Origin of the sequence: Oceanicola granulosus HTCC2516 (assembly GCF_000153305.1) — a bacterium.
GTDB lineage: Bacteria > Pseudomonadota > Alphaproteobacteria > Rhodobacterales > Rhodobacteraceae > Oceanicola > Oceanicola granulosus.
The window spans coordinates 2077117-2097645 of sequence record NZ_CH724107.1 but is presented as its reverse complement, the minus strand read 5'-3'; the positions used below and the strand labels follow the sequence as shown (position 1 = coordinate 2097645).

Genomic DNA, 20529 nt, shown 5'->3' with positions numbered 1-20529 from the left:
GACGAGATGCGCGCCCTGAGCGAGCGTCGAGACGAATCCGCCTTTGCCGCGCTGTTCGCGCACTTCGCGCCGCGGGTGAAAGCCTACCTCATGCGCTCCGGCTCCGCGCCCGACCTCGCCGAGGAAGTGGCGCAGGACGTCATGGCGACGCTCTGGCGCAAGGCGCACCTGTTTGATCCCGCGAAGGCGAGCGTCAACACGTGGGTCTACACCATCGCCCGCAACCGCCGCATCGACATCCTGCGCAAGCGCGCCCGCCCCGAGCCCGATGACCTGCCCTGGGGCCACGAGGCCGAGGCCGACCAGGCCGACGCGCTGGCGCTGCAGCAGGAGAGCGAGCGCCTCGCCGCGGCGCTGACCCGGCTGCCGGAGAAGCAGCGCGTGCTGGTCGAGCGAGCCTATTACGGCGACCTCAGCCACCGCGAGATCGCCGACGAGACCGGGCTGCCGCTCGGCACCATCAAGTCCCGCATCCGGCTCGGTCTCGAGCGGCTGCGCCATCATATGTCGTGACCCATGCCTGACCCCGCACGCATAAATCATCACCTCACCGAGTCGCTGCTGCTGGCCTACGCCACCGGCGAGCTTCCCGAGGCGTTCTCCATTGCCGTCGCCGCGCACCTGTCGCTTTGTGACGAGTGCCGGGCCCGGTCGATGACGTTCGACGTGCTGGGCGGCGCTCTTCTGGAGACCCACGCCGAGGTGCTTTCCGACGGTGCCCTCGCCGCCACGCTGGCGCGGGTGCGCAGCGAAGGGCCGGCGCCCACGCCGCGCACGCCCGTTCCGGCAGACGTGCTGCCCGCGCCGGTGCGCGGCTACGTCGGCGGCGGCCTCGATGCGGTGCGTTGGCGGCCGCTCGGCGGCGGTGTGAAGCAGGCGATCCTCTACCGCGACGAGCATGCGACGGCGCGGCTGCTGTCGATCGCCGCCGGGGCCGCCGTGCCCGACCACGGCCATGCCGGGACCGAAATCACCCTCGTCCTCGCCGGGGCCTTCAGCGACGGGATCGGCCGCTTCGGTCCGGGCGACGTGGAGCTGGCCGACGAGGACGTCGACCACCAGCCCGTCGCCGATCCCGGCGGCGACTGCATCTGCCTCGCCGCGACCGACGCCCGGCTGCGCTTCCACAGCTTCGTGCCCCGGCTCGCCGGTCAGATCTTCGGGATTTGACCGACCCGCCGGTTGCATCTCCGCCCGCCGAGGCGCGACAAGCCCACATGGCCCTCGATCTCACCGCCGACTGCTCCCGCTGCGCCGCGCTCTGCTGCATGGCGCTGCCGTTCGACGCCGGCGAGTCCTTCGCCATCGACAAGCCCGGCGGGATGGGCTGCCCGCACCTCGCGCGGGGCGGGGGCTGCGCCATCCACGCCGACAAGGGCGCGCGGGGCTTTCCGGGCTGCAACCGCTACACCTGCCACGGCGCGGGGCCTTACGTGACCGAGCGCATGTTCGGCGGGCAGAGCTGGCAGGACAGCCCCGCGCTCGCCGCGCCGATGGCGGCCGCCTTCGCCGACATGGCCCGCATTCACGAGCTCGCGCTGCTGCTCGACCAGGCCGCCCGCCTGCCGCTCCCGCCGGAGGCCGCCGCCGAGCGCGCCCGCCTCGCCGCGCAGCTCGCGCCCGAGCCGGGCTGGCGGCCGGAGAGCGCGCGCGCCTTCCTTGCCGGCGACGGGCCGGGGGCGATCCGCCGCTTCCTGCAGAGCCTCGCGCCCTACGTCGCGCGGCCGGTCAGTGAGGGGTGACGGTCGCCCAGGCGAGCGGCACTTCGCGGTGGCCCTGCCGCAGGAAGCCGTCGCCGCCGGGAGAGAGGTAGAAGGTGGTGTTGTGGTAGGCGCCGCTCACCGCGAGGTATTCCTGCCCCTGCAGCATCGTCCCGGCGCGTCCGTGCGCCGAGCCCGCGCAGATGCGCTCGCCGCCGTGGCAGGGGACGAGCTTGTAGGTGCGCATCCGGTCGCCGTCGGGGGCGACGATGTGCAGCGCGCCGGCGGCGAAGGGCACCTCCTGATAAGTGACCTGGCTGATCCGCCGGATGTTCTGCAGCTCCAGCTCGTGCGGCTCGAGCACGCCGTCCTCGCAGGCCGCCACCCCGATCAGCGCCGCGAGCGCCGCCGCCACCTTCATCCCTGTCGCCATCGTCAAACCCCCGTTTCCCCGGGCCGCGCCGCCCTCTGACGTCGATGTTAGTGCGTCCGAGCGGAAAGCGAAACGGCTGTCGGCGCGGGCTCGCGGCACGTGTGTCCGCTCAGGTGCGGCCGAACAGCCGCTCGATGTCGGAGAGCTTGAGCTCGACGTAGGTGGGGCGGCCGTGGTTGCACTGGCCCGAAAGCGGTGTCGCCTCCATCTCGCGCAGCAGCGCGTTCATCTCCTCGGCGCGCATCTGGCGGCCCGAGCGGATCGAGCCGTGGCAGGCGACGCGCGACAGGATCGCGTCGATGCGCGCGCGCAGGGCGGTGCTCTCGCCGAGGTCCGCGAGCTCGTCGAGGATGTCGCGCACCAGCGCAGCCGCGTCGACCTGCCCGAGCAGCGCCGGTGTCTCGCGCACCGCCACGGCCCCGCCGCCGAACGGCTCGAGCACGAGGCCGAGGGTGGCGAGGGTGTCGGCGTGGGAGAGCAGCAGCGCGCAGTCGGACTCGGAGAGCTCGACGATCTCGGGGATCAGCAATGCCTGTGCGGCGATGCCGTTCTCGGCGCTCTGCCGCTTGAGCTTTTCGTAGACCAGCCGCTCGTGCGCGGCGTGCTGGTCGACGAGCACGATGCCCGTCTCGGTCTGCGCGACGATGTAGTTCTCGTGGACCTGCGCCCGCGCCGCACCCAGCGGCCGGCGCTCGTCGCCCGGCGCGGGCGCGGCCGGGGCCTCGATGCGCGCGGAGGGGGCGGGGGCCTCGGCGAAGCCGGGCATCGGCGGCATCGCGGCGCGCGGGGCGGGGCGGTCCATCTGGTAGACGCGGGCCGGCTCGTTGGCGGGTGCGGGGCCCGGCTCGGCCCGGAACGCGCCCAGCGTCGCGCCCGCGACGGTGCTCGAGGCCCGGTGCCCGGCCCCGGCGAGCGCGTGGCGCAGGCCCGACACGATCAGCCCGCGCACCGAGCCGCCGTCGCGGAACCGGACCTGGCTCTTGGCGGGGTGGACGTTGACGTCGACGAGCCGGGGCGCGCAATCGATAAACAGCACCGCCGCCGGGTGCCGGTCGCGCGACAGCACGTCCATGTAGGCCGCCCGCAGCGCGCCGATCAGCAGCCGGTCCTGCACCGGACGGCCGTTAACGAACAGGAACTGCTGCACGCTGCTCCCGCGCGAGTAGGTGGGCAGGGCGGCGTAGCCGGTGAGGTGGTGCCCCTCGCGCTCGGCGTCGAGCGGGATCGCGTTGGCGGCGAAGTCGCGCCCCAGCACCTGCGCGGTGCGCCCGTGCAGCGCGTCGAACAGGTCGCCGCTCTGCGCGTCGGCGCGGAACACGGTGCGGGGACTGTCACCGGAGAGGTCGGTGAGCGTGAAGGCGACGAACGGCTCGGCCAGCGCGAGGCGCTTGACGGTCTCGGCGATCGCCTGCGCCTCGGCCCGGTCGGTGCGCAGGAACTTCAGCCGTGCGGGCGTGGCGTGGAACAGGTCGCGCAGCTCGACCCGGGTCCCGCGCGAGAGCGCCGCCGGGCGCACCGCCTCGGCCCGTCCGCCGGTGACGGTGATGCTCGCCGCCGCGTCGCCGCAGCGGCTCGTGATCGTCAGCCGCCCGACCGCGCCGAGCGAGGGCAGCGCCTCGCCGCGAAAGCCGAAGGTCGAGATCTCGAGCAGGTCGCTGCCGTCGATCTTCGACGTGGCGTGGCGCGACAGGGCCAGCGGCAGGTCGTCGCCGGCGATGCCGCAGCCGTCGTCGGTGACCCGGATCAGCCGCTTGCCGCCGTCGGCGTAGTCGATCTCGATCCGCGTCGCCCCGGCGTCGATGGCGTTCTCCACCAGTTCCTTGACGGCCGAGGCCGGCCGCTCGACCACCTCGCCGGCGGCGATGCGGTTGATCGCGGCCTCGTCGAGCTGCCGGATGACGGGCGCGGGGCGTATCTTGGGGTCGGATAGGGCCATGCAACAAGGACTAGCATGGCCGCCGATGATTCTGCGAGAGGGTTCGCTAGCAGGTGCAGGCTCCGGGCGGCCGCACCGGATGGATCGTCAACCGGCGCAGATCGGCCGTGAACCCGACGCCCGCCTGCCGCAGCCGACCGAGGTCGTGGGCCGCCTGCAGGTCCAGCCACCGCTGCGCGTCGGGGCCGAGCACGGCCTCGATCCGCAGCGCCATCTCCGGATCGATCCGGCCGCGCCCGTCGGCCAGCGCCTCCACCCGCTCGGGGGAGATGCCGAGGGCGCGGGCCATCTGGCGCAGACTTAGGCCGAGCTGCGTGAACTCACGGGCCAGCTTCGGGCCGGGATGAGGGGGTGTATCGTGCGCCATGACGGTCTCCGGTTCGTGTCGTCCGGAGACCGTCCTAGAGGCGAGGTGTGAACGAAAGGTTACGTCAATCGCGGAAATTGCTACTGCGAGGGAGCCTCTTCCGCCGGGGGCAGGTTTTCCGGCTGACCCACGACGACAAAGTGCAGATCCTCCGGTTTCAGCAGCTCGGCCGCTACACGATTGATCTCCTCCAGCGTTACAGCATTGATCCGGTCGTTGCGCGTCTCGATATAGTCGATCGGCAGGCCGGTGAACTGCATTCCGACGAGAATGTCGGCGATCTGGCCGTTGCCGTCGAAGCGCAGCGGGTAGGCGCCGGTGATGTAGACCTTCGCGCTCTCCAGATCCTCCTCCGAGACACCGTTCTCGGCCAGGTCGCGCCAGATGTCGCGGGTCACGTCGATGGCCTCGGCGATGGTGGCGTTGGCCGAGGAGACGGAGCCGAGATAGAGGTCGGCGAGGTCCTTCGGGACGAGGTAGGAGCCGATCCCGTAGGTCAGCCCGCGCTGCTCGCGCACCTCTTCCATCAACAGGCTCTGCCGGCCGGAGCCGCCGAGAATCTCGTTGAGGATGTAGGCGGCGAAGTAGTCCTCGTCGTCCCGGTCGATTCCCTCGTGGCCGAACAGGGCGACGGACTGGGGCGACGGGAAGTCGACCACGGTGACGCCGCCCTCGATGGCGGGCGCGACCTCGGGCGGCAGCGGCGGGCCCTCGGCGGGCAGGCCCGCGAACAGATCGTCGAGCAGCGGGCCGAGTTCCTCGGGGGTGATGTCGCCGACGACGCCGACATGGGCGCGCCCGGTGACGAGGACGTTCTCGTGCGCCGTCACGAGGTCGTCGCGGGTCAGCGCGGCGACGCTGTCCAGAGTGCCGGAGTGGTCGCTGCCGTAGGGATGGTCGGGGAACGCCATCTCCATGAAGGTGGCCGAGGCGATGTCGTTCGGGTCTTGCGCGCTGGCGCGGATGTTGGAGAGCACCTGCGCCCGGACCCGCTCGACGGCGTCGTCCTCGAAGGTCGGATCGGCCAGCGCGAGGTTGAGCAGGTCGACGGCCTCGTCGCGGTTCTCGGTCAGGAAGCGGGCGGAGACGGCGATGGAATCGTCAAAGGCGCGGAAGCCGAACTCGGCGGCCAGCCCCTCGCGCGCGATCTGGAACTCCTGCGCCGTCATGTCGCCCGCGCCTTCCTCGAGCAGGCCGGTCATCAGGTTGACCGCCCCGCGCTTGTCCGGCTCGTCGAGCGACGCGCCGCCGCGGAACAGGATCTCGACGGCGACGAACGGAATCTCGTGGCTCTCCACGAGCCACGCCTCGATGCCGCCGGGGGAGGTGACGGCCTGCACGTCGATGTCGGCATGGGCCGGGGCCGACCAGGCGAAGGCGCAGCCGACGGCGAGGCCGGTGAACAGGGTGCGGATCATTGGGACAGCTCCTCGGTCTCGGGGGCCGTCACCCAGGCGGTGACGGAGCGGCGCTCGTCGAGCACCTCGGCGGCGGCGGCCATGACGTCCTCGGCGGTCACGGCCTGCAGGATGCCGGGCCAGGCCTGCACGTCCTCGACGGTGAGGCCGGAGGTCAGCGCCGCGCCGTAACGGCGGGCGAGCGAGGAGACGTTGTCGCGGGCGTAGATCTCGGAGGCGTTCAGCGCCGTGCGGATCCGCTCCATCGCCTCGGGGTCGGGGCCTTCGGCGAGGAATTCCTCGAGCACCGCGTCGACGGCCGCCTCGGCCTCGGCGAGCCCGGTGCCCTCGGTCGGCACGACGGAGATCGACAGCAGCGTGTCGTCGAGCGACAGCCCGTCGTAGCCCGCGCCGGTATAGACGGCCGTCTGCGTGTCGAACTGCAGCGCGGTGCCGAGCTCGGAGGTGAAGGGCGACCCGCCCAGCAGCTCGGCGAGGTAGACCAGCGCCGCCGCCTTCTGCTGCGCGCCCGCGTCGCGCTCGGGGGCGAGGTAGGTGCGCACGAGGTAGGGCTGCGAGACGCGCGGGTCCTCGTAGGTGAGGCGGCGCGCGGCGGTCTGCGGCGGCTCCTCGGAGCGGAGGCGCTCGGGCAGGTCGGGCTCGGCGGGGATGGGCTCGTAATGCTCCTCGGCCAGCGCCAGCACCTCGTCGGGCTCGACATCGCCGGCGACGACGAGGATGGCGTTGTTGGGCGAGTAGTAGAGGTCGTAGAACGACAGGGCGTCCTCGAGCGACAGCTCCTCCATCTCGTGCTTCCAGCCGATGATCGGCACGCCGTAGCGGTGGTTGAGGTACTGCGCCGCGCGCAGCTGCTCCTGCGCCAGCGCGCCCGGGCTCGACTCGGTGCGCTGGTTGCGTTCCTCGAGGACGACGCCGCGCTCGGTGACGATGTCCTCGGGCGTCAGGCGCAGGTTGTTCATCCGGTCGGCTTCCATCTCCATCATCAGCTCGAGCCGGTCTGCGGCGATGCGCTGGTGGTAGGCGGTGTAGTCGTAGGAGGTGAAGGCGTTGTCGGAGCCGCCGTTCTCGGCGACGATCCGGCTGAACTCGCCCGACTCGAGGGTGTCGGTCGCCTTGAACAGCAGGTGTTCGAGGAAGTGCGCGACGCCGGAGGCGCCGACGGGCTCGTCGGCCGAGCCGGCGCGGTACCAGACCATGTGCGTCACGACCGGGGCGCGGTGGTCCTCGATCACCACCACGTCCATGCCGTTGTCGAGCCGGTAGGTGGTGACGTCGTCGGTCTGGGCGCGGGTGGCGAGGGGAGCGGCGAGGAGGGCCAGGGTCAACAGGATGCGTCGCATTGCGGCTCCATGTGGGTGAAGGTCGCCTGCAAGCTACGCCATGCCGCGCGGCTTACAAGCGGCGGCACAAGGAAGTGAGCGATGCGTCAGTGGCTACTCGGCCGGCGGCGGCGCGGTGGGGACGGGGATGCCGGCGTTGCGCATCCGGATCATCTCGGCCTGCGCGTCGAGCCGCTGCGGGGCGTAGGCGGTGTAGTACGGGTCGCCGCCGCCGAACAGGCCGCCCGCGAGCGGGCCGCGGGCCCGGCGGAAGGCGGCGTCCTCGACGAGCAGCACCTGCCGGATGTCGGCCACCACGCCGTGGCGCGCCGCCGCGCCGACGAGCGCCGCGTCGGACGCCGGCACGCCCGCGCCGGTGGCCACGGTCGCGGCCGGATCGCCGCCGAGCGCGGCGATGCCCTCGCCCACCGGGTAGCGGTCGGTGCGGTTGACGCCGCCCGGCGTCGGCGTCGGCAGCGCGTCGAGGTTGTCGGGGATTTCGAGCGGCAGGACGGGCAGCACGGAGAACTCGTCGGGCCCGCCGCCGGTGGTCTCGAGGTCGTGCAGGGTCCGGTCGCTCGTGCAAGCGGTCAGGATCAGGCCAAGGCCGAGGCTGGCGAGGATGGCGCGCATGAAGGTGCTTTCCCGTCGGTCTGCCAAATGATTAACGCAGCCCGCCGGCGAGGTCACGTGGTCTTTCCGGACCGTTTTGCGCCGGCCTTCGGGCCCTTGCCCTTGCCGTCGCCGGTGAACAGCACCAGCCCCACCGCCCCGGCGAAGACGCCGACGTCGGCGACGTTGAAGGCGTAGGGGTTGTCGATGCCGCAGCAGGACATGTTGATGAAGTCCGCGACCGCCCCGTAGAGCACCCGGTCGACCACGTTGCCGAGCGCGCCGCCCACCAGCAGCCCAGCCGAGACGTAGGCCGCCCGCCGGCCGCCCTCGCGGTGCAGCCAGATCAGCACGAACGCCGAGATCACCAGCGCCAGCGCCACCAGCAGCCAGCGCGCGTCGAATCCCGAGAACAGGCCGAAATTGACCCCGCGGTTCCAGGCCATGCGGAAGGTCAGCAGCGGCGGCAGGACGTCGATCTCCATCACCGACATCAGGTTCATGCCGTGCACGACCACGTACTTCGTCGCCTGATCGACGAGGAAGACCCAGAAAGCTGTCCAGTAGGCGAGGCGCATCACCGCTCCTAGTGCCGGAAGTGGCGCATGCCGGTGAACACCATCGCCAGCCCGCGCGCGTCGGCGGCGGCGATGACCTCGTCGTCGCGCATGGAGCCGCCGGGCTGGATGATCGCCGTCGCGCCGGCCTCGGCGGCGGTGATCAGGCCGTCGGCGAAGGGGAAGAAGGCGTCGGAGGCGACGACGGAGCCCTGCGTCGGCGGCGCGGCGAGGCCGAGCGCCTCGGCCATGTCGGCAGCCTTGCGCGCAGCGATGCGCGTGCTGTCGACGCGGCTCATCTGGCCGGCGCCGACACCGACGGTGGCGCCATCCTTGCAGTAGACGATCGCGTTGGACTTCACGTGCTTGGCGACGGTCCAGGCGAAGCGCAGGTCGGCCAGCTCCCGCTCGGAGGGCGCGCGCTCGCTGACCACCTTCAGCGCGTCGGGCGCGAGGCGGCCGGTGTCGCGGTCCTGCACGAGGAAGCCGCCGGAAACCTGGGTGAAGGCGGTGGCGGCGGTGGTCGGATCGGCGAGGCCGGCGGTCAGCAGCAGCCGCAGGTTCTTCTTGGCGGCGAAGATCGCCCGGGCCTCGTCGGAGGCGCCGGGCGCGATCACCACCTCGGTAAAGATCTCGGTGATCGCCCGCGCCGTCGCCGCGTCGAGCGGCCGGTTCAGCGCGACGATGCCGCCGAAGGCGGAGGTGCGGTCGCAGTCGAACGCGCGCCCGTAGGCCTCGGCGAGGCTGCCGCCGGTGGCGACGCCGCAGGGGTTGGCGTGCTTGACGATGACGCAGGCGGGCGCGGCGTCGGCGAACTCGCTGACCAGCGCGAAGGCGGCGTCGGTGTCGTTGATGTTGTTGTAGGACAGCTCCTTGCCCTGCAGCTGCTCGGCGTTCGCCAGCCCCGGCGCGTCGGAGCCGTCGGTGTAGAATGCCGCCTGCTGGTGCGGGTTCTCGCCGTAGCGCAGGGTCTGGGCGAGGGTGCCGGCGAACGACCGGCGACGCGGCGCGGCCTCGCCGATGGCGCTCGCCATCCAGGTCGAGACGGCGGTGTCGTAGGCGGCGGTGCGGGCGTAGGCGGTCTGCGCCAGGCGGCGGCGGAAGGCGTAGGTGGTCTGGCCGTCGTTGGCGTCGAGCTCGGCGAGCAGGGCGTCGTAATCCTCGACGTCGGTGACGACGGCCACGTGGCCGTGGTTCTTCGCCGCCGCGCGGATCATCGCGGGGCCGCCGATGTCGATGTTCTCGATGGCGGTGTCGTAGTCGGCCCCGGCGGCGACGGTGGCCTCGAACGGGTAGAGGTTGACCACGAGCAGGTCGATCGGCGCGATCCCGTGCTGCTCCATCGCCGCCACGTGGCCCGGATCGTCGCGCAGCGCCAGAAGGCCGCCATGCACCTTCGGGTGCAGCGTCTTGACGCGCCCGTCCATCATCTCGGGAAAGCCGGTGAGGTCGGCGACGTCGCGCACCTCGAGCCCGGCGTCGCGCAGCAGCCTGGCCGAGCCGCCGGTGGAGAGCAGCTCCACCCCGCGCGCCGCGAGCGCGCGGGCGAGCTCGACGAGGCCGTCCTTGTCGGACACGGAGAGCAGGGCTCGGGTCAGCGGGGCGCGGTCGGTCATGTGGTCTCCTGCTCGTCGGCATCGGCAAACGGGTCGTCGCGGTGAACGTCGCGCAGGACGCTCGGCGTGTCCTGCGCCTTGGCGAGCGACCAGCGGACGCGCGTCGCATAGGCCAAGGCGCGGCCGGATAAAACCACCTGTCGCGTCGGACGCGGCTTCAGCCGGCCTTTTTCCAGGTAGACCGACGGCTCGAGCGCGAGTTCGGCGGTACCGTCGTGGCGGAAGATCCAGATCTCGCCCGACTTCAGCGCCAGGCTGATCGCGGTGCCGCCCAGATCGACCTCCGCGTCGACCTCGGGGTGCAGGTGGAAGCGGACCTTGAACGGCACGCCCGCCTCGCCCCGCGCCTGCTCGAACCGCAGCTCGTCGGCGTCGGACAGGGTCGTCAGCAGCTCCTCGCCGGTGATCCCGCGCCCGTCGCGCGACAGCTCGACGGTGCGGGCGTGGGTCAGGCCGTGGGTCGCCTGGTAGCCCTCGTGGGCCAGCTCGAGCCGTTCGCCGGCGGGCAGGCGGGTGCGCTCGTGGATCACCTCGCTGGGCCTGTCCTCGAGCAGCTCGCGGCGGTGCCCGCCGAGCATCGACGGCGGGCCGAGGCGGGAGGAGGAGTAGCCCTCGATGCCGAGCGTCGAGTGGCTCGCCGTGGCGCGGCCGGCGCGGCGCCAGTCGGGGCCGAACGTCGCGCCGGAGCCGCAATTCACCACCACCGGCCGCCGCCCGGAGGTCAGCTCGAAGGCCAGCGTCGAGGCGTGCGCGCCGACCGAGAGCGCGCCGCCGGGGGGCGGGGCGGCGTCGAAGATCAGCGTGGTGCGTCCGGAGGCGAGCCGCGCGTAGCCCATGTGTAGCGCGCCCGCCGCGGGCCGGTCGCGCACGCCCGAGGCCGCGAGCGCCTGGTCGAGCCGGCCCTCCACGCCGCGCCCGCCGCCGTGGAACCGCGCCAACCCGCCATCGGCGTGGCGCAGCGCCCGCAGGCACGGGGCCAGCCGCTCGAGCGCGGCGCGCAGCGGCGCGGGCACCGGGCGGTCGGAGGCGCCGAGGGCGTCGACGGTCCAGTTCAGCAGCGTCAGCACCTCGAGCGCTTCCTCGGGGTTGCGCGTCGGCAGCCCGCCGTCGGGGCCGACCTGCCGCTCGCAATCCACCGCAAGCGCCTCGAGCGCCCGGTCGGCGAGCTTGTCCTGTCCCTCGAGCGCGAGCCCGGCGTAGATCAGCCCCGCCTGCGCCTCGAACCGCGCCAGCCCCTGCGGCACGGCGGGCCAGCGGCGGGCGAGGAAGCGGGTCTGCGCCGCGAGGCTGGCGAGGAAGCGCTCGCGCACCGCCTTGTCCTGTCCGCGCAGGATGAACGCCGCGTGGTTGATCCAGACGATGAGCCGGCGGCCGGTGATCTCGGGCGTCCAGCCCGGCCCGCGCCCGCCGCCGTAGCGCGCGATCCAGTCGAGCACCCAGTCGCGCGCCCGCACCCGCGCCTTGCCGTCGCCCACCGCCGCGAGGTCGTCGAGCCAGCCGAAGCCGTGCGCCTCCTCGGCGAAGGCCGCATCGGGCGGCGCGATGACCCAGGGCGTGGCGTCGCCGATCTCGTGGAGGTGGCCGGCGAAGACCACGTTGCCCGCACAGAGCTGGCGGCCGCGCGCGAAGTGGCCGATGGAGCGCGGCTCCGGCTCGGCCGCGAAGGCCGCGACCGACCGCCCCCGCGCCGCGAGACGGGCGTGGATAAGGTTCATCAGCCGCGCGTGGCGCGTCTTGAGGGTCCGGGTACGGGCCAAACTGCTGCCTCAGGGCGGAGGCTGCGCCCCCTCTTGGTTTGACGCCGATCCTACCGCGCGGGCCGGCTCAAGTCACGCGGGCTTTGTCAGCAGCGCCATGTAGAAGCCGTCCATCCCGCCGCGCTCGGGCCAGTAGTCCGGCCGCAGCCGCAGGCCGCCCTCCTCGGTGCGCCACTCGGGCGCGAGGCCCGGCAGGTCGGGGAGCGGCAGGACGGCGATGTCGTCGCGTGCGGCGAGCGCCTCCTCGACCTGCACCTCGCCCTCGTCGGGCAGCAGCGAGCAGGTGCAGAAGACCAGCCGCCCGCCGGGGCGCAGCAGGGTCAGGGCGTGGTCGAGCAGCCGGGCCTGCAGCTCGATCAGCCTGCCGAACTCGGCGCCGTCCTTGGCGTGGGGCAGGTCGGGGTGGCGGCGGATGGTGCCGGTGGCCGAGCAGGGCGCGTCGAGCAGGATCGCGTCCCAGCCGCCCTCGTCGAACGCGAGCGCGTCGCCCGCGAGGGTGCGCGCGGCGAGGCCGCAGCGGGCGAGGTTCTCCTCCACCCGTGCGAGGCGGTCCGGCGAGATGTCGAGCGCGGTGACGTCGGCCCCGGTGGCGGCGACTTGCAGCGTCTTGCCGCCGGGCGCGGCGCACAGGTCGAGCACCCGCTCGCCGGGCCGCGCGCCGAGCAGCCGGGCGGGCAGGGCGGCGGCGGCGTCCTGTACCCAGAACGCGCCCTCCGCGAAGCCCGGCAGCGCCGTGACCTGACCGGCCTGCGCCAACCGCACGCTCCCCGTCGGCAGCAGCGCGCCGCCGGTCGCCTCGGCGAGCGCCGCCGGATCGGTCCTGGCGGTCAGATCGAGCGGCGCGCCCGCGAAATGGGCGCGCTCCATCTGCTGCACCGGCCGGTCGCCCCACGCCTCGGCGAGCGGACGGCGCAGCCAGCGCGGCAGGTTCGGCACGGGCAGCTTGCTCCAAGCCTCGGGACCGGCCTCGGCGATCTTGCGCAGCACCGCGTTGACGAGGCCGCGGTAGCGCGAGGTGTGCGGATGCCGACCGACCAGATCGACCCACGCGTCGACCACCCCGTGCGCCGCCGCGCCTTCGCCGATTTCCAGCGTCGCGAGGCGCAGCGCGTTGCGCACGGCGTCGGGCGGGCGCTTGGAGAGGTGCGGCTTGAGCATCCGGTCGGCCCGGCCCGCGGCGCGCAGCGCGTCGGCCGCGAGGCGGGCGGCGCGGGCGCGCTCGGCGGGAGCGAGCCGCTCGAGCTCGCCGCCGAGTTCAGACAGCAGCCGGCCGGCGGTGACGCCGTTGACGAGCGCCCAGGCGGCCTTGCGGGGCGCGGCGCCTTCCTTGGCAGGCGGCGCGGCGGGACGGCGGGGCGGACGATCGGCCAACGGGTGCTCCTTGTTCGGCGAACGCGGCTGCGTATATCAGGAGAGCATACCGGACAAGAAGGCCGCGCCCAGATGACCGATACCGACAAGCTGCCGCCCGAAGCCCTTCGCGCCCTCGAAGAGGCCGCCGCCCGCCGCCGCGCCGCGCAGGATACGCCGCTGCCGACGGAGCTCGGCGGCCGCGACGGCCCCGAGCCCGTCCGCTATGGCGACTGGGAGCGCAAGGGCATCGCCGTCGACTTCTAGTCGCCGAGGTTGAACACGACGGAGCTGCCGTCGCCGCCGTTGGCGGTGAGGCGCACCTTGTCGCCGTCGATCTCCACGAGCTGGCAGTTGCGCGGCCAGTTGCCGCCCTCCCAGCGCAGGGTGCGGCAGAACTCGCCGCCCTCCCACGTCCAGCGCCCGACGACCTCGCGCCCCTGCGCGGTGCCCCGGATGCGCCCGCTCGCCTCCATCCGCACCGACAGGCCGAGCACCGCCGCGATGAGCGTGCGGTCGGCCACCTCCGCGACGAACACCCGCCGCGAGTCGATCGGGCGGAAGTCGGCGGCGGCCGGCTGAGGCTGCAGCAGCGCCATCAGCGCGGCCAGGGCGAGGGGTCCGGTCATCTTGGGTCTCCAGGTACGCGCACAAAACGCCCGCCCCCTGCCGCTAGGTCCGCCCGCCGCGGCTGAGTTTGTCGTGAACCGACAAGCCGTTGCCTTCCCTCAGAGCCCGAGCACGTCCGCCATCGTGTATTCGCCCGGCCGCTTGTCCTGCCCCCAGAGCGCCGCCCGCACGGCGCCGCGCGCAAAGATCCCCCGATCGGTGGCCACATGGCGCAACATCACGCGCTCGCCCGCCCCGGCGAACAGAACATCGTGCTCGCCCACGATGTCGCCGCCCCGGACCGCCGAGAACCCGATCGCGCCCGCGCCGCGCGGACCGGTCTGCCCGTCGCGGCCGCGCTCGGCGGCCTCCGACAGGGCCACCCCGCGACCCTCTGCCGCGGCTTCGCCGAGCATCAGCGCGGTGCCGGAGGGGGCGTCGACCTTGTGACGGTGATGGGCCTCGACGATCTCGATGTCGAACTCCTCCCCGAGCGCCGCCGCCACCTTGCGCGTCAGCCCGACCAGCAGGTTGACCCCGAGCGACATGTTGCCCGCCCGCACGACGACGGCGTGGCGCGCGGCCGCGGCGATGCAGGCGAGGTCGTCGTCGCCGAAGCCGGTGGTGCCGATCACGTGCGTCGCCCGTGCCTGCGCGGCGAGCGCGGCGAACTCCACCGTCGCCGCGGGGGTGGTGAAGTCGATCACCGCCTGCGCCTTCGCGAACGCCTCGAGCGCGTCCGACGTCACCGGCACGCCCATCGCCGCGCCGCCCGTCGCCTCGCCGACGTCGCGGCCCTCCCACTCGTGGCCGGGCCGCACCAGCGCGCCGACGAGGCGGCAGGCGTCGGACGCGGCGACGGTCTCGACCAGCATCCGGCCCATCCGTCCGGCCACGCCGGTCACTACGATTCCGGGGGTCTCGTCGCTCATGTCGTCGTCTCCGTACGTCGCGGTCTGCTTGGCAAGTCTGCCCACGGGGCTTACATGCCCGCCATGGCGAAGAACAGATTCGATGAGGGCCGCGGCCCGTCGCAGAGGCAGCTCAGGGTCGGGGAACTGATCCGGCGGACGCTGTCCGACGTGCTCGCGCGGGGCGATGTCCACGATCCCGACCTGACGGGCATGTCGATCACCGTGAGCGAGGTCCAGACCACGCCCGACCTCAAGATCGCGACGGCCTACGTGCTGCCGCTCGGCGGGCGCGACGTCGAGGTCGCGCTCAAGGCGCTGGCGCGCAACAAGGGCGAGCTGCGCCGGGCGGTGTCGAAGAACCTCACCCTGAAGTTCGCGCCCGACCTGCGCTTCCGCGTCGACGAGACCTTCGACCGGATCGACGACACCCGCCGGATGTTCAACGAGCCCCGCGTGCGCCAGGACATCGAGGACGGAGACGAGGCGCGGGACGAAGAGGAATGATCCGCACCGCATCCGCGCTGACGCTGGCGCTGCTGGCGTCCCCCGCGCTCGCGGTGGAGTGCGAGCGCCTCGCGTGGCAGGGCACCGACTTCACCATCTGCGAAGTCGACCCGGCGCAGGAGCCGCTGCGGCTGTTCCTCGCCGACGAGTCCGGCGCGACCTACGGCTCGTTCGGCGCGATCGAGGACGATCTCGGCCCGCTGAGCTTCGCGATGAACGCCGGGATGTACCACCGCGACCACTCGCCCGTCGGCCACTACGTCGAGGACGGCGAGGAGGTCATGCGGGTGATCCCGAACGCCGGGCCGGGCAACTTCGGGATGCTGCCCAACGGCATCTTCTGCATCCGCAACGACAGCGCGCGGGTCTACGAGACCGGTCTCTACCTCGACGAAGCGCCCGACTGCCGCCACGCCACCCAGTCGGGGCCGATGCTGGTGATCGACGGCGCGCTGCATCCGCGCTTCATCGAAGGCTCCGACAGCCGCCACATCCGCAACGGCGTCGGTACCTCCGACGACGGCAGCCGGGTGGTGTTCGCGATCTCCGACGGCGTCGTCAACTTCCACGATTTCGCCACCCTGTTCCGCGACCGGCTCGACCTGCCGCAGGCGCTTTACTTCGACGGCAAGGTCAGCCGGCTGCACGCGCCGGGCGTCGGCCGCTCCGATGTGGGGTGGGCGATGGGGCCGGTCGTCGGCGTGCTTGACGAGGCCGGGCACGGCGGCTAGCACCCCGCCCTTTCTGGGCAAGGAGAGCTTCATGGCACGGCGCCGCAAGGGACGCGACATTTCCGGCTGGCTGATCGTCGACAAGCCCGCGGGCCTGACCTCGACCACCGTCGTCAACCGCGTCCGCCGCGCGTTCGACGCCAGGAAGGCTGGCCATGCCGGCACGCTCGACCCGGCCGCGACGGGTATCCTCGCCATCGCCTTCGGCGAGGCGACCAAGACCATTCCCTACGTCACCGAAGCGATGAAGGCCTACGCCTTCACCGTCCGCTTCGGCGCCGAGACCAACACCGACGACGCCGAGGGCGCGGTGGTGAAGGAGGCCGAAGGCCGGCCCTCGGACGACGAGATCAAGGACGCGCTCGGCCGGTTCGTGGGCGAGATCATCCAGGTGCCGCCGGCCTTCTCGGCGGTGAAGATCGACGGCGAGCGCGCCTACAAGCGCGCCCGGGCCGGCGAGGAATTCGAAGTGGAGGGGCGGCCGCTCTGGGTCGAGGAACTGGTGCTGACCGACCGGCCCGAGCCCGACCTCGCCGAGCTCGAGATGACCTGCGGCAAGGGCGGCTACGTGCGCGCCATCGCCCGCGACCTCGGCCGAGTGCTGGGCTGTCTCGGGCACGTCCTCACCCTGCGCCGGCTCTGGTCGGGCCCGTTCGAGCTCGAGGACGCGGTGACGCTGGAGCGGGTCGAATCGCTGGCCGGCAGCGACGAGCTCGACGGGCTGCTGCTGCCGCTGGAGGTCGCGCTCGCCGAGCTGCCCGAGGTGCGCTGCCCGGCCGAGAGCGTGGGCCGGCTGAAGAACGGCAACCCCGCGACGGTCATCGCCGCGGGGCTGGAGTACGGCGAGGAATGCTGGGCCAGCCACGACGGCCGGCCCCTCGCCGTCGGCCGCTACAAGGGCGGTGAGCTGCACCCGGTCCGGGTGTTCCAGCTCTAGCCTCAGACGAACGGCAGCGGATGGTGCGGCGGGCGCAGGTCGGTGCAGTCGCAATCCAGGCCGATGTCCTTGCGGACCCGGCGGGGCAGCGCGAGGCGCTCGATCTGGGCGCGGTTGCACAGGGCCTGCAGCTCGTCTTCGAGGCGGCTGGCAAGGGAGGCGGGGCGGCGGCGGGAGAACATGTCGGTGATCCTTTCTAGGTGTGATTCGCGCTTCGACCCTCCCTTGGTAATTTCTCAAGTGGACTTTAGATCAAGCGCCTTTCGCCCTGCCCGCCGCCGGGCTAGACCGCGCCCATGATCGAGCGCCTGCACCAGAAGGGCGACGCCGCCTCGGTGGCCGTCTACTCGCCCTGCGAAGCCTATCGCTACCTCCTCACCCGCACCTGGGATCCGGCCGGCGCGCGGGCGCTGTTCGTGATGCTGAACCCCTCCACCGCCACGGAGATCCAGAACGACCCGACCGTCGAGCGCTGCGAGCGGCGGGCACGGGCGCTGGGCTTCGGCGCGTTCCGGGTGACCAACATCTTCGCCTTCCGCGCCACCGACCCGAAGGTGATGCGCGCGGTGGACGATCCCGTCGGGCCGGGCAACGACGCCGCCATCGAGGACAGCGCCGCGCGCTGGATCCGGGGCGGCGACGATCGCATCGTCTGCGCCTGGGGCACCCACGGCGCCCACCGCGACCGGGGGCCGGAGGTCGAGCGGCTGCTGCGCGCGACGGGGCGGCCGCTCCACCATCTCGGGCTCAGCAAGGCCGGGCACCCCAAGCACCCGCTCTACATCGGCTATCACGTGCAGCCCGAGGCGTGGCCCGACGCCTGAGCGGCGATTCCACCCTTTTCATCCGCGCCGGCATCGACTATGGGGCAGCCTTCCGGTCGGACCCGCCGCCCGGAGACTCCAAGGGCCCTGCTGGACGACATCCCGGCTTGTGCCATGACCTCTGACCCTGAAGGAGACCCCGATGTCGATCACGCCCGAAGAAAAGACCCGCCTGATCAAGGAATACGGCACCAAGGACGGCGACACCGGTTCGCCCGAGGTGCAGGTCGCCATCATGACCTCGCGGATCTCGACGCTGACCGAGCACTTCAAGACCCACAAGAAGGACAACCACGGCCGCCGTGGTCTCCTCAAGATGGTGGCCCACCGCCGCAAGCTGCTCGACTACCTCAAGGCGAACGACGAGCCGCGTTACCGCGACCTCATCAAGCGCCTCGGCATCCGCCGCTGAGCGCCGGCAGAGACGATGGGGAAGGGGTCGCGGGAGCGGCCCCTTTTTCGTTGGTTGGTTTCTGGTGGTGCGCGGGGGGGTGCGCTATGAATGCGCACCCTACGGGGCGCGTCAGTCGTAGAAGGGGGTCATCTGGGCGATGATGACGCTGTTCTCGTCGCGGGCGCGGTCCATCAGGGCACGCTCGTCATTTTCGATGTCGTGCCCTTCTGCGAGACGCTCCTCGAGGGTGCCGTAGCCAGAGACCTCGAGCGGGTTCAGGTCGGCCTGCTTGAGCACGGCGACCGTCTCGCGCACGGCCTCGGCCTCGTCCACGCCGCTGGCATAGCACATCAGCGCCGCGCCGGTGGCGTCCTTGGGCAGGCCGTCGCCCGACTTGCGGCCGACTTCGACGAGGAGGGTGTAGACGGATTGGGCCATGCCCTCTCCTGTTGCCGGGCGGGCGCGGCGTCAAGGGCTAGCGGAACCTGCGCCCTATCCAGATCAGCAGGCTCGCGCCCGCGGCGCCGACGATGAGCTGCGTGAGCCACGCCTCCTCGGTGTAGATGCCGAGCATCCGCAGCAACGCGTTGAGGACGAGGGCGCCGAAGATGCCGAGCAGGATGTTGAGGAAGATACCGGTCCTGGCCTTCATGATTTTGGAGGCGATCCACCCGGCGAGGCCGCCGACGATGATCGAGCCGAAGAAACCGAGTCCCATGCCGTCTCCCTGAGTTCGCGGGGCGGCCCGCTGCCGCGGACCACCCGGTCTGTCGCCCGGCCTGGCGTCAGGTGCGGCCCTTGATCAGGCGCGCGAGCCAGATCAGCAGGCAGGCGCCGATGAAGCCGGCGATGAGAGAGCCGATCCAGCCGGCGGTCTCGAAGTCGAAGATCAGGGCGGCGAGGAAGTTGAACACGATCGCCCCGACGATGCCGAGGATGATGTTCATCAGGACGCCCATGTCGGACTTCATGAATTTCTCGGCCAACCACCCGGCGATGCCGCCGATGATGATGGCCATGAGCCAACCTACTCCGTTCATCTCGCAATCCCTCTCCAGTTTCCCGCCGGACCCCCCGGCTTCTGACGCACAACAGCGGCAGCTCGGTCGGGGTTCCTTGCGTCAACCGACATAGCGCATCTGTGGCGTTGCCGCCACAAATTCACGCAGCCAGAAGGATTTGCGCGTGCCGGAGCGGCTCAGTCGCGGAGCAGTTCGTTGATCCCGGTCTTCGAGCGGGTGCGCTCGTCGACGCGTTTCACGATGACCGCGCAATAGAGGTGCACGCCGTTCTTCGAGGGCATCGTGCCGGAGACGACGACAGAGTAGGGGGGCACTTCGCCGTAGAAGACCTCGCCGCTCTCGCGGTCGACGATCTTGGTCGACTGGCCAATGTAGACGCCCATCCCGAGCACCGAGCCCTCGCGCACGATCACCCCCTCGACCACCTCCGAGCGGGCGCCGATGAAGCAGTTGTCCTCGATGATCGTCGGCCCGGCCTGCATCGGCTCGAGCACGCCGCCGATCCCGACGCCGCCCGACAGGTGCACGCCCTTGCCGATCTGGGCGCAGGAGCCGACCGTCGCCCAGGTGTCGACCATCGTGCCCTCGTCGACATAGGCGCCGAGGTTGACGAAGGAGGGCATCAGCACCACGCCGGGCGCGATGTAGGCCGACTTGCGCACCACGCAGTTGGGCACCGCGCGAAAGCCCGCCGCGCGCCAGGCGTTCTCGCCCCAGCCGGCGAACTTGCTGTCGACCTTGTCCCACCAGCCGCCGCCCTGCGGGCCGCCATGCTGGATCTCCATGTCTTTGATGCGGAAGCCCAGCAGCACCGCCTTCTTGGCCCACTGGTTCACGTGCCAGTCGTCGCCGCGCTTCTCGGCGACGCGCAGCTGGCCCGAATCGAGCGCGTTCAGCGTGTCCTGGATGGCTTCGCGGGTCTCGCCGCCGGTGGCGGGCGTGATCTGGTCGCGGGTCTCCCAAGCGGCCTCGATGGCGGCTTCGAGCTGGTCGTTGGACATGGCGGCGCGCTCCTGTGGTCTGCTGGCGCGCCTTTTGCCTCCAAACGGGCGGTGACGCAACGCGAGCCCGGCGCGGCGGACGGGGAAAGATCGCGGCAAGTGCCAAGATGCCGCCACGCCGCTTGCACCATATTGCCGCGCGGATCTGGTCTTCGGGGAGCATCAACGCCAACCGGAGACCGCACCAGATGCCCCTGAAATCCTCCCTCGCCATCGCGGCGACCCTCGCCATCGCCGCCTTCGCCGCGCCGGCCGTCGCCCAGTCGACCGGCATGATGCCGGCCGGCACCGGCTACGAGGCCGGCCCGCCCGCGAGCTACACCGCGCGAAGCTGGACCAACCCGGCCAACGGCTGCTCCTACTCCCGCGCCCACGCGCCGGGCTACGCGCCGACGTGGCACCTCATCATGAACGGCGCCCATGCCGGCCTGACCAACGCGCGCCGCAGCTGCCCGTTCATGCTGGTCTCGATGAACTGAGCGGCGCGGGCCGGGCTGAAGCCCGGCCTACGCTGGCCGACAACGGGGG

At 72.0% G+C, this 20529-nt stretch carries 27 protein-coding genes; 10 read left to right on the top strand and 17 right to left on the bottom strand.

Annotated elements, in window-relative coordinates; genetic code table 11:
- The first annotated feature begins 6 nt into the window (after nt 1–6).
- Genes OG2516_RS10190 through OG2516_RS10180 form a run of 3 tightly spaced genes read left to right on the top strand, consistent with a single transcriptional unit; the run spans nt 7 to nt 1742 of the window.
- Complete coding sequence (locus OG2516_RS10190; RefSeq protein ID WP_050769164.1) at nt 7–513, top strand: sigma-70 family RNA polymerase sigma factor; 507 nt, start codon at nt 7–9, stop codon at nt 511–513.
- A gap of 3 nt (nt 514–516) precedes the next feature.
- Nucleotides 517–1170 carry a ChrR family anti-sigma-E factor gene (locus OG2516_RS10185; RefSeq protein ID WP_007255581.1) on the top strand — a complete coding sequence of 218 codons (654 nt, stop codon included), beginning with the start codon at nt 517–519 and terminating at the stop codon, nt 1168–1170.
- 47 nt (nt 1171–1217) lie between these two features.
- Nucleotides 1218–1742 carry a hypothetical protein gene (locus tag OG2516_RS10180; RefSeq protein WP_007255580.1) on the top strand — a complete coding sequence of 175 codons (525 nt, stop codon included), beginning with the start codon at nt 1218–1220 and terminating at the stop codon, nt 1740–1742.
- On the opposite strand, the gene OG2516_RS18995 is transcribed toward OG2516_RS10180, so the two are convergent.
- From OG2516_RS18995 to OG2516_RS10130, 10 genes are all read right to left on the bottom strand, one after another.
- Nucleotides 1729–2133 (bottom strand): hypothetical protein, encoded by a 405-nt coding sequence (locus OG2516_RS18995; protein WP_156799311.1) that lies wholly within the window; start codon nt 2131–2133, stop codon nt 1729–1731. The genes OG2516_RS10180 and OG2516_RS18995 overlap by 14 nt on opposite strands.
- A gap of 109 nt (nt 2134–2242) precedes the next feature.
- Nucleotides 2243–4069 carry a DNA mismatch repair endonuclease MutL gene (gene mutL, locus OG2516_RS10170; protein WP_007255578.1) on the bottom strand — a complete coding sequence of 609 codons (1827 nt, stop codon included), beginning with the start codon at nt 4067–4069 and terminating at the stop codon, nt 2243–2245.
- A gap of 46 nt (nt 4070–4115) precedes the next feature.
- Complete coding sequence (locus OG2516_RS10165) at nt 4116–4436, bottom strand: HigA family addiction module antitoxin (protein WP_040615090.1); 321 nt, start codon at nt 4434–4436, stop codon at nt 4116–4118.
- 80 nt (nt 4437–4516) lie between these two features.
- Nucleotides 4517–5854, bottom strand: a complete 1338-nt coding sequence (locus OG2516_RS10160) for a M16 family metallopeptidase (RefSeq protein ID WP_007255576.1) — start codon at nt 5852–5854, stop codon at nt 4517–4519.
- Complete coding sequence (locus tag OG2516_RS10155; protein WP_007255575.1) at nt 5851–7194, bottom strand: M16 family metallopeptidase; 1344 nt, start codon at nt 7192–7194, stop codon at nt 5851–5853. Before OG2516_RS10155 ends, OG2516_RS10160 begins: the two co-directional genes overlap by 4 nt.
- 93 nt (nt 7195–7287) lie before the next feature.
- Nucleotides 7288–7806, bottom strand: a complete 519-nt coding sequence (locus tag OG2516_RS10150) for a DUF3035 domain-containing protein (RefSeq protein WP_007255574.1) — start codon at nt 7804–7806, stop codon at nt 7288–7290.
- Nucleotides 7807–7859: 53 nt separating this feature from the next.
- The gene (gene lspA, locus OG2516_RS10145; RefSeq protein ID WP_007255573.1) at nt 7860–8363 is read right to left on the bottom strand and encodes a signal peptidase II; all 504 of its coding nucleotides are present in this window, start codon (nt 8361–8363) and stop codon (nt 7860–7862) included.
- Nucleotides 8364–8371: 8 nt separating this feature from the next.
- Nucleotides 8372–9958, bottom strand: a complete 1587-nt coding sequence (gene purH, locus OG2516_RS10140; protein WP_007255572.1) for a bifunctional phosphoribosylaminoimidazolecarboxamide formyltransferase/IMP cyclohydrolase — start codon at nt 9956–9958, stop codon at nt 8372–8374.
- A complete protein-coding gene (locus OG2516_RS10135) occupies nt 9955–11673 on the bottom strand; it encodes a heparinase II/III family protein (protein WP_007255571.1) in 1719 nt (572 codons plus the stop codon). The genes purH and OG2516_RS10135 overlap by 4 nt, the downstream gene beginning before the upstream one ends.
- A 114-nt stretch (nt 11674–11787) precedes the next feature.
- On the bottom strand, nt 11788–13086 hold the full coding sequence (locus tag OG2516_RS10130) for an RsmB/NOP family class I SAM-dependent RNA methyltransferase (protein ID WP_007255570.1): 1299 nt from the start codon (nt 13084–13086) through the stop codon (nt 11788–11790).
- Between the two features lie 72 nt (nt 13087–13158).
- Here OG2516_RS10130 and OG2516_RS10125 point away from each other — a divergent pair, with 72 nt between their 5' ends.
- Nucleotides 13159–13332, top strand: a complete 174-nt coding sequence (locus tag OG2516_RS10125) for a DUF1674 domain-containing protein (RefSeq protein ID WP_007255569.1) — start codon at nt 13159–13161, stop codon at nt 13330–13332.
- Here the strand turns inward: OG2516_RS10125 and OG2516_RS10120 are convergent.
- Nucleotides 13329–13694 carry a hypothetical protein gene (locus OG2516_RS10120; protein WP_007255568.1) on the bottom strand — a complete coding sequence of 122 codons (366 nt, stop codon included), beginning with the start codon at nt 13692–13694 and terminating at the stop codon, nt 13329–13331. The genes OG2516_RS10125 and OG2516_RS10120 overlap by 4 nt on opposite strands.
- 99 nt (nt 13695–13793) lie before the next feature.
- The gene (gene dapB / locus OG2516_RS10115; RefSeq protein ID WP_007255567.1) at nt 13794–14606 is read right to left on the bottom strand and encodes a 4-hydroxy-tetrahydrodipicolinate reductase; all 813 of its coding nucleotides are present in this window, start codon (nt 14604–14606) and stop codon (nt 13794–13796) included.
- Nucleotides 14607–14669: 63 nt separating this feature from the next.
- On the opposite strand from dapB, the gene rbfA reads away from it, so the two are divergent.
- From rbfA to truB, 3 genes are read left to right on the top strand one after another with little or no spacing between them, the layout of a single operon-like run.
- Nucleotides 14670–15092: a 30S ribosome-binding factor RbfA gene (gene rbfA, locus OG2516_RS10110; RefSeq protein ID WP_040615757.1), complete on the top strand. Its 423-nt coding sequence runs from the start codon at nt 14670–14672 to the stop codon at nt 15090–15092.
- Entirely contained in the window at nt 15089–15823 is a 735-nt protein-coding gene (locus OG2516_RS10105; protein ID WP_007255565.1) for a phosphodiester glycosidase family protein, read from the top strand. Before rbfA ends, OG2516_RS10105 begins: the two co-directional genes overlap by 4 nt.
- A gap of 31 nt (nt 15824–15854) precedes the next feature.
- Nucleotides 15855–16760, top strand: coding sequence for a tRNA pseudouridine(55) synthase TruB (gene truB / locus OG2516_RS10100; protein ID WP_007255564.1), 906 nt, complete (start codon nt 15855–15857; stop codon nt 16758–16760).
- Between the two features lie 2 nt (nt 16761–16762).
- Here the strand turns inward: truB and OG2516_RS10095 are convergent, their stop codons facing one another.
- Nucleotides 16763–16942 carry a hypothetical protein gene (locus OG2516_RS10095; protein ID WP_007255563.1) on the bottom strand — a complete coding sequence of 60 codons (180 nt, stop codon included), beginning with the start codon at nt 16940–16942 and terminating at the stop codon, nt 16763–16765.
- A gap of 114 nt (nt 16943–17056) precedes the next feature.
- Here OG2516_RS10095 and OG2516_RS10090 point away from each other — a divergent pair, with 114 nt between their 5' ends.
- Together OG2516_RS10090 and rpsO are read left to right on the top strand one after the other, a co-directional pair.
- Nucleotides 17057–17584: a DUF1643 domain-containing protein gene (locus OG2516_RS10090; RefSeq protein WP_007255562.1), complete on the top strand. Its 528-nt coding sequence runs from the start codon at nt 17057–17059 to the stop codon at nt 17582–17584.
- 142 nt (nt 17585–17726) lie between these two features.
- Complete coding sequence (gene rpsO / locus OG2516_RS10085) at nt 17727–17996, top strand: 30S ribosomal protein S15 (protein WP_007255561.1); 270 nt, start codon at nt 17727–17729, stop codon at nt 17994–17996.
- A 111-nt stretch (nt 17997–18107) separates the two neighbouring features.
- On the opposite strand, the gene OG2516_RS10080 is transcribed toward rpsO, so the two are convergent.
- The 4 genes from OG2516_RS10080 to dapD all read right to left on the bottom strand — a co-directional run bounded on the left by OG2516_RS10080 (nt 18108) and on the right by dapD (nt 20001).
- Complete coding sequence (locus OG2516_RS10080; protein WP_007255560.1) at nt 18108–18416, bottom strand: hypothetical protein; 309 nt, start codon at nt 18414–18416, stop codon at nt 18108–18110.
- A gap of 37 nt (nt 18417–18453) precedes the next feature.
- Nucleotides 18454–18696: a GlsB/YeaQ/YmgE family stress response membrane protein gene (locus OG2516_RS10075; protein ID WP_007255559.1), complete on the bottom strand. Its 243-nt coding sequence runs from the start codon at nt 18694–18696 to the stop codon at nt 18454–18456.
- Nucleotides 18697–18763: 67 nt separating this feature from the next.
- Nucleotides 18764–19018 carry a GlsB/YeaQ/YmgE family stress response membrane protein gene (locus OG2516_RS10070; protein WP_040615087.1) on the bottom strand — a complete coding sequence of 85 codons (255 nt, stop codon included), beginning with the start codon at nt 19016–19018 and terminating at the stop codon, nt 18764–18766.
- 158 nt (nt 19019–19176) lie between these two features.
- Nucleotides 19177–20001 (bottom strand): 2,3,4,5-tetrahydropyridine-2,6-dicarboxylate N-succinyltransferase, encoded by an 825-nt coding sequence (gene dapD, locus OG2516_RS10065; protein ID WP_007255557.1) that lies wholly within the window; start codon nt 19999–20001, stop codon nt 19177–19179.
- A gap of 188 nt (nt 20002–20189) precedes the next feature.
- On the opposite strand from dapD, the gene OG2516_RS10060 reads away from it, so the two are divergent.
- On the top strand, nt 20190–20480 hold the full coding sequence (locus OG2516_RS10060; RefSeq protein ID WP_007255556.1) for a hypothetical protein: 291 nt from the start codon (nt 20190–20192) through the stop codon (nt 20478–20480).
- Nucleotides 20481–20529 lie beyond the last annotated feature (49 nt).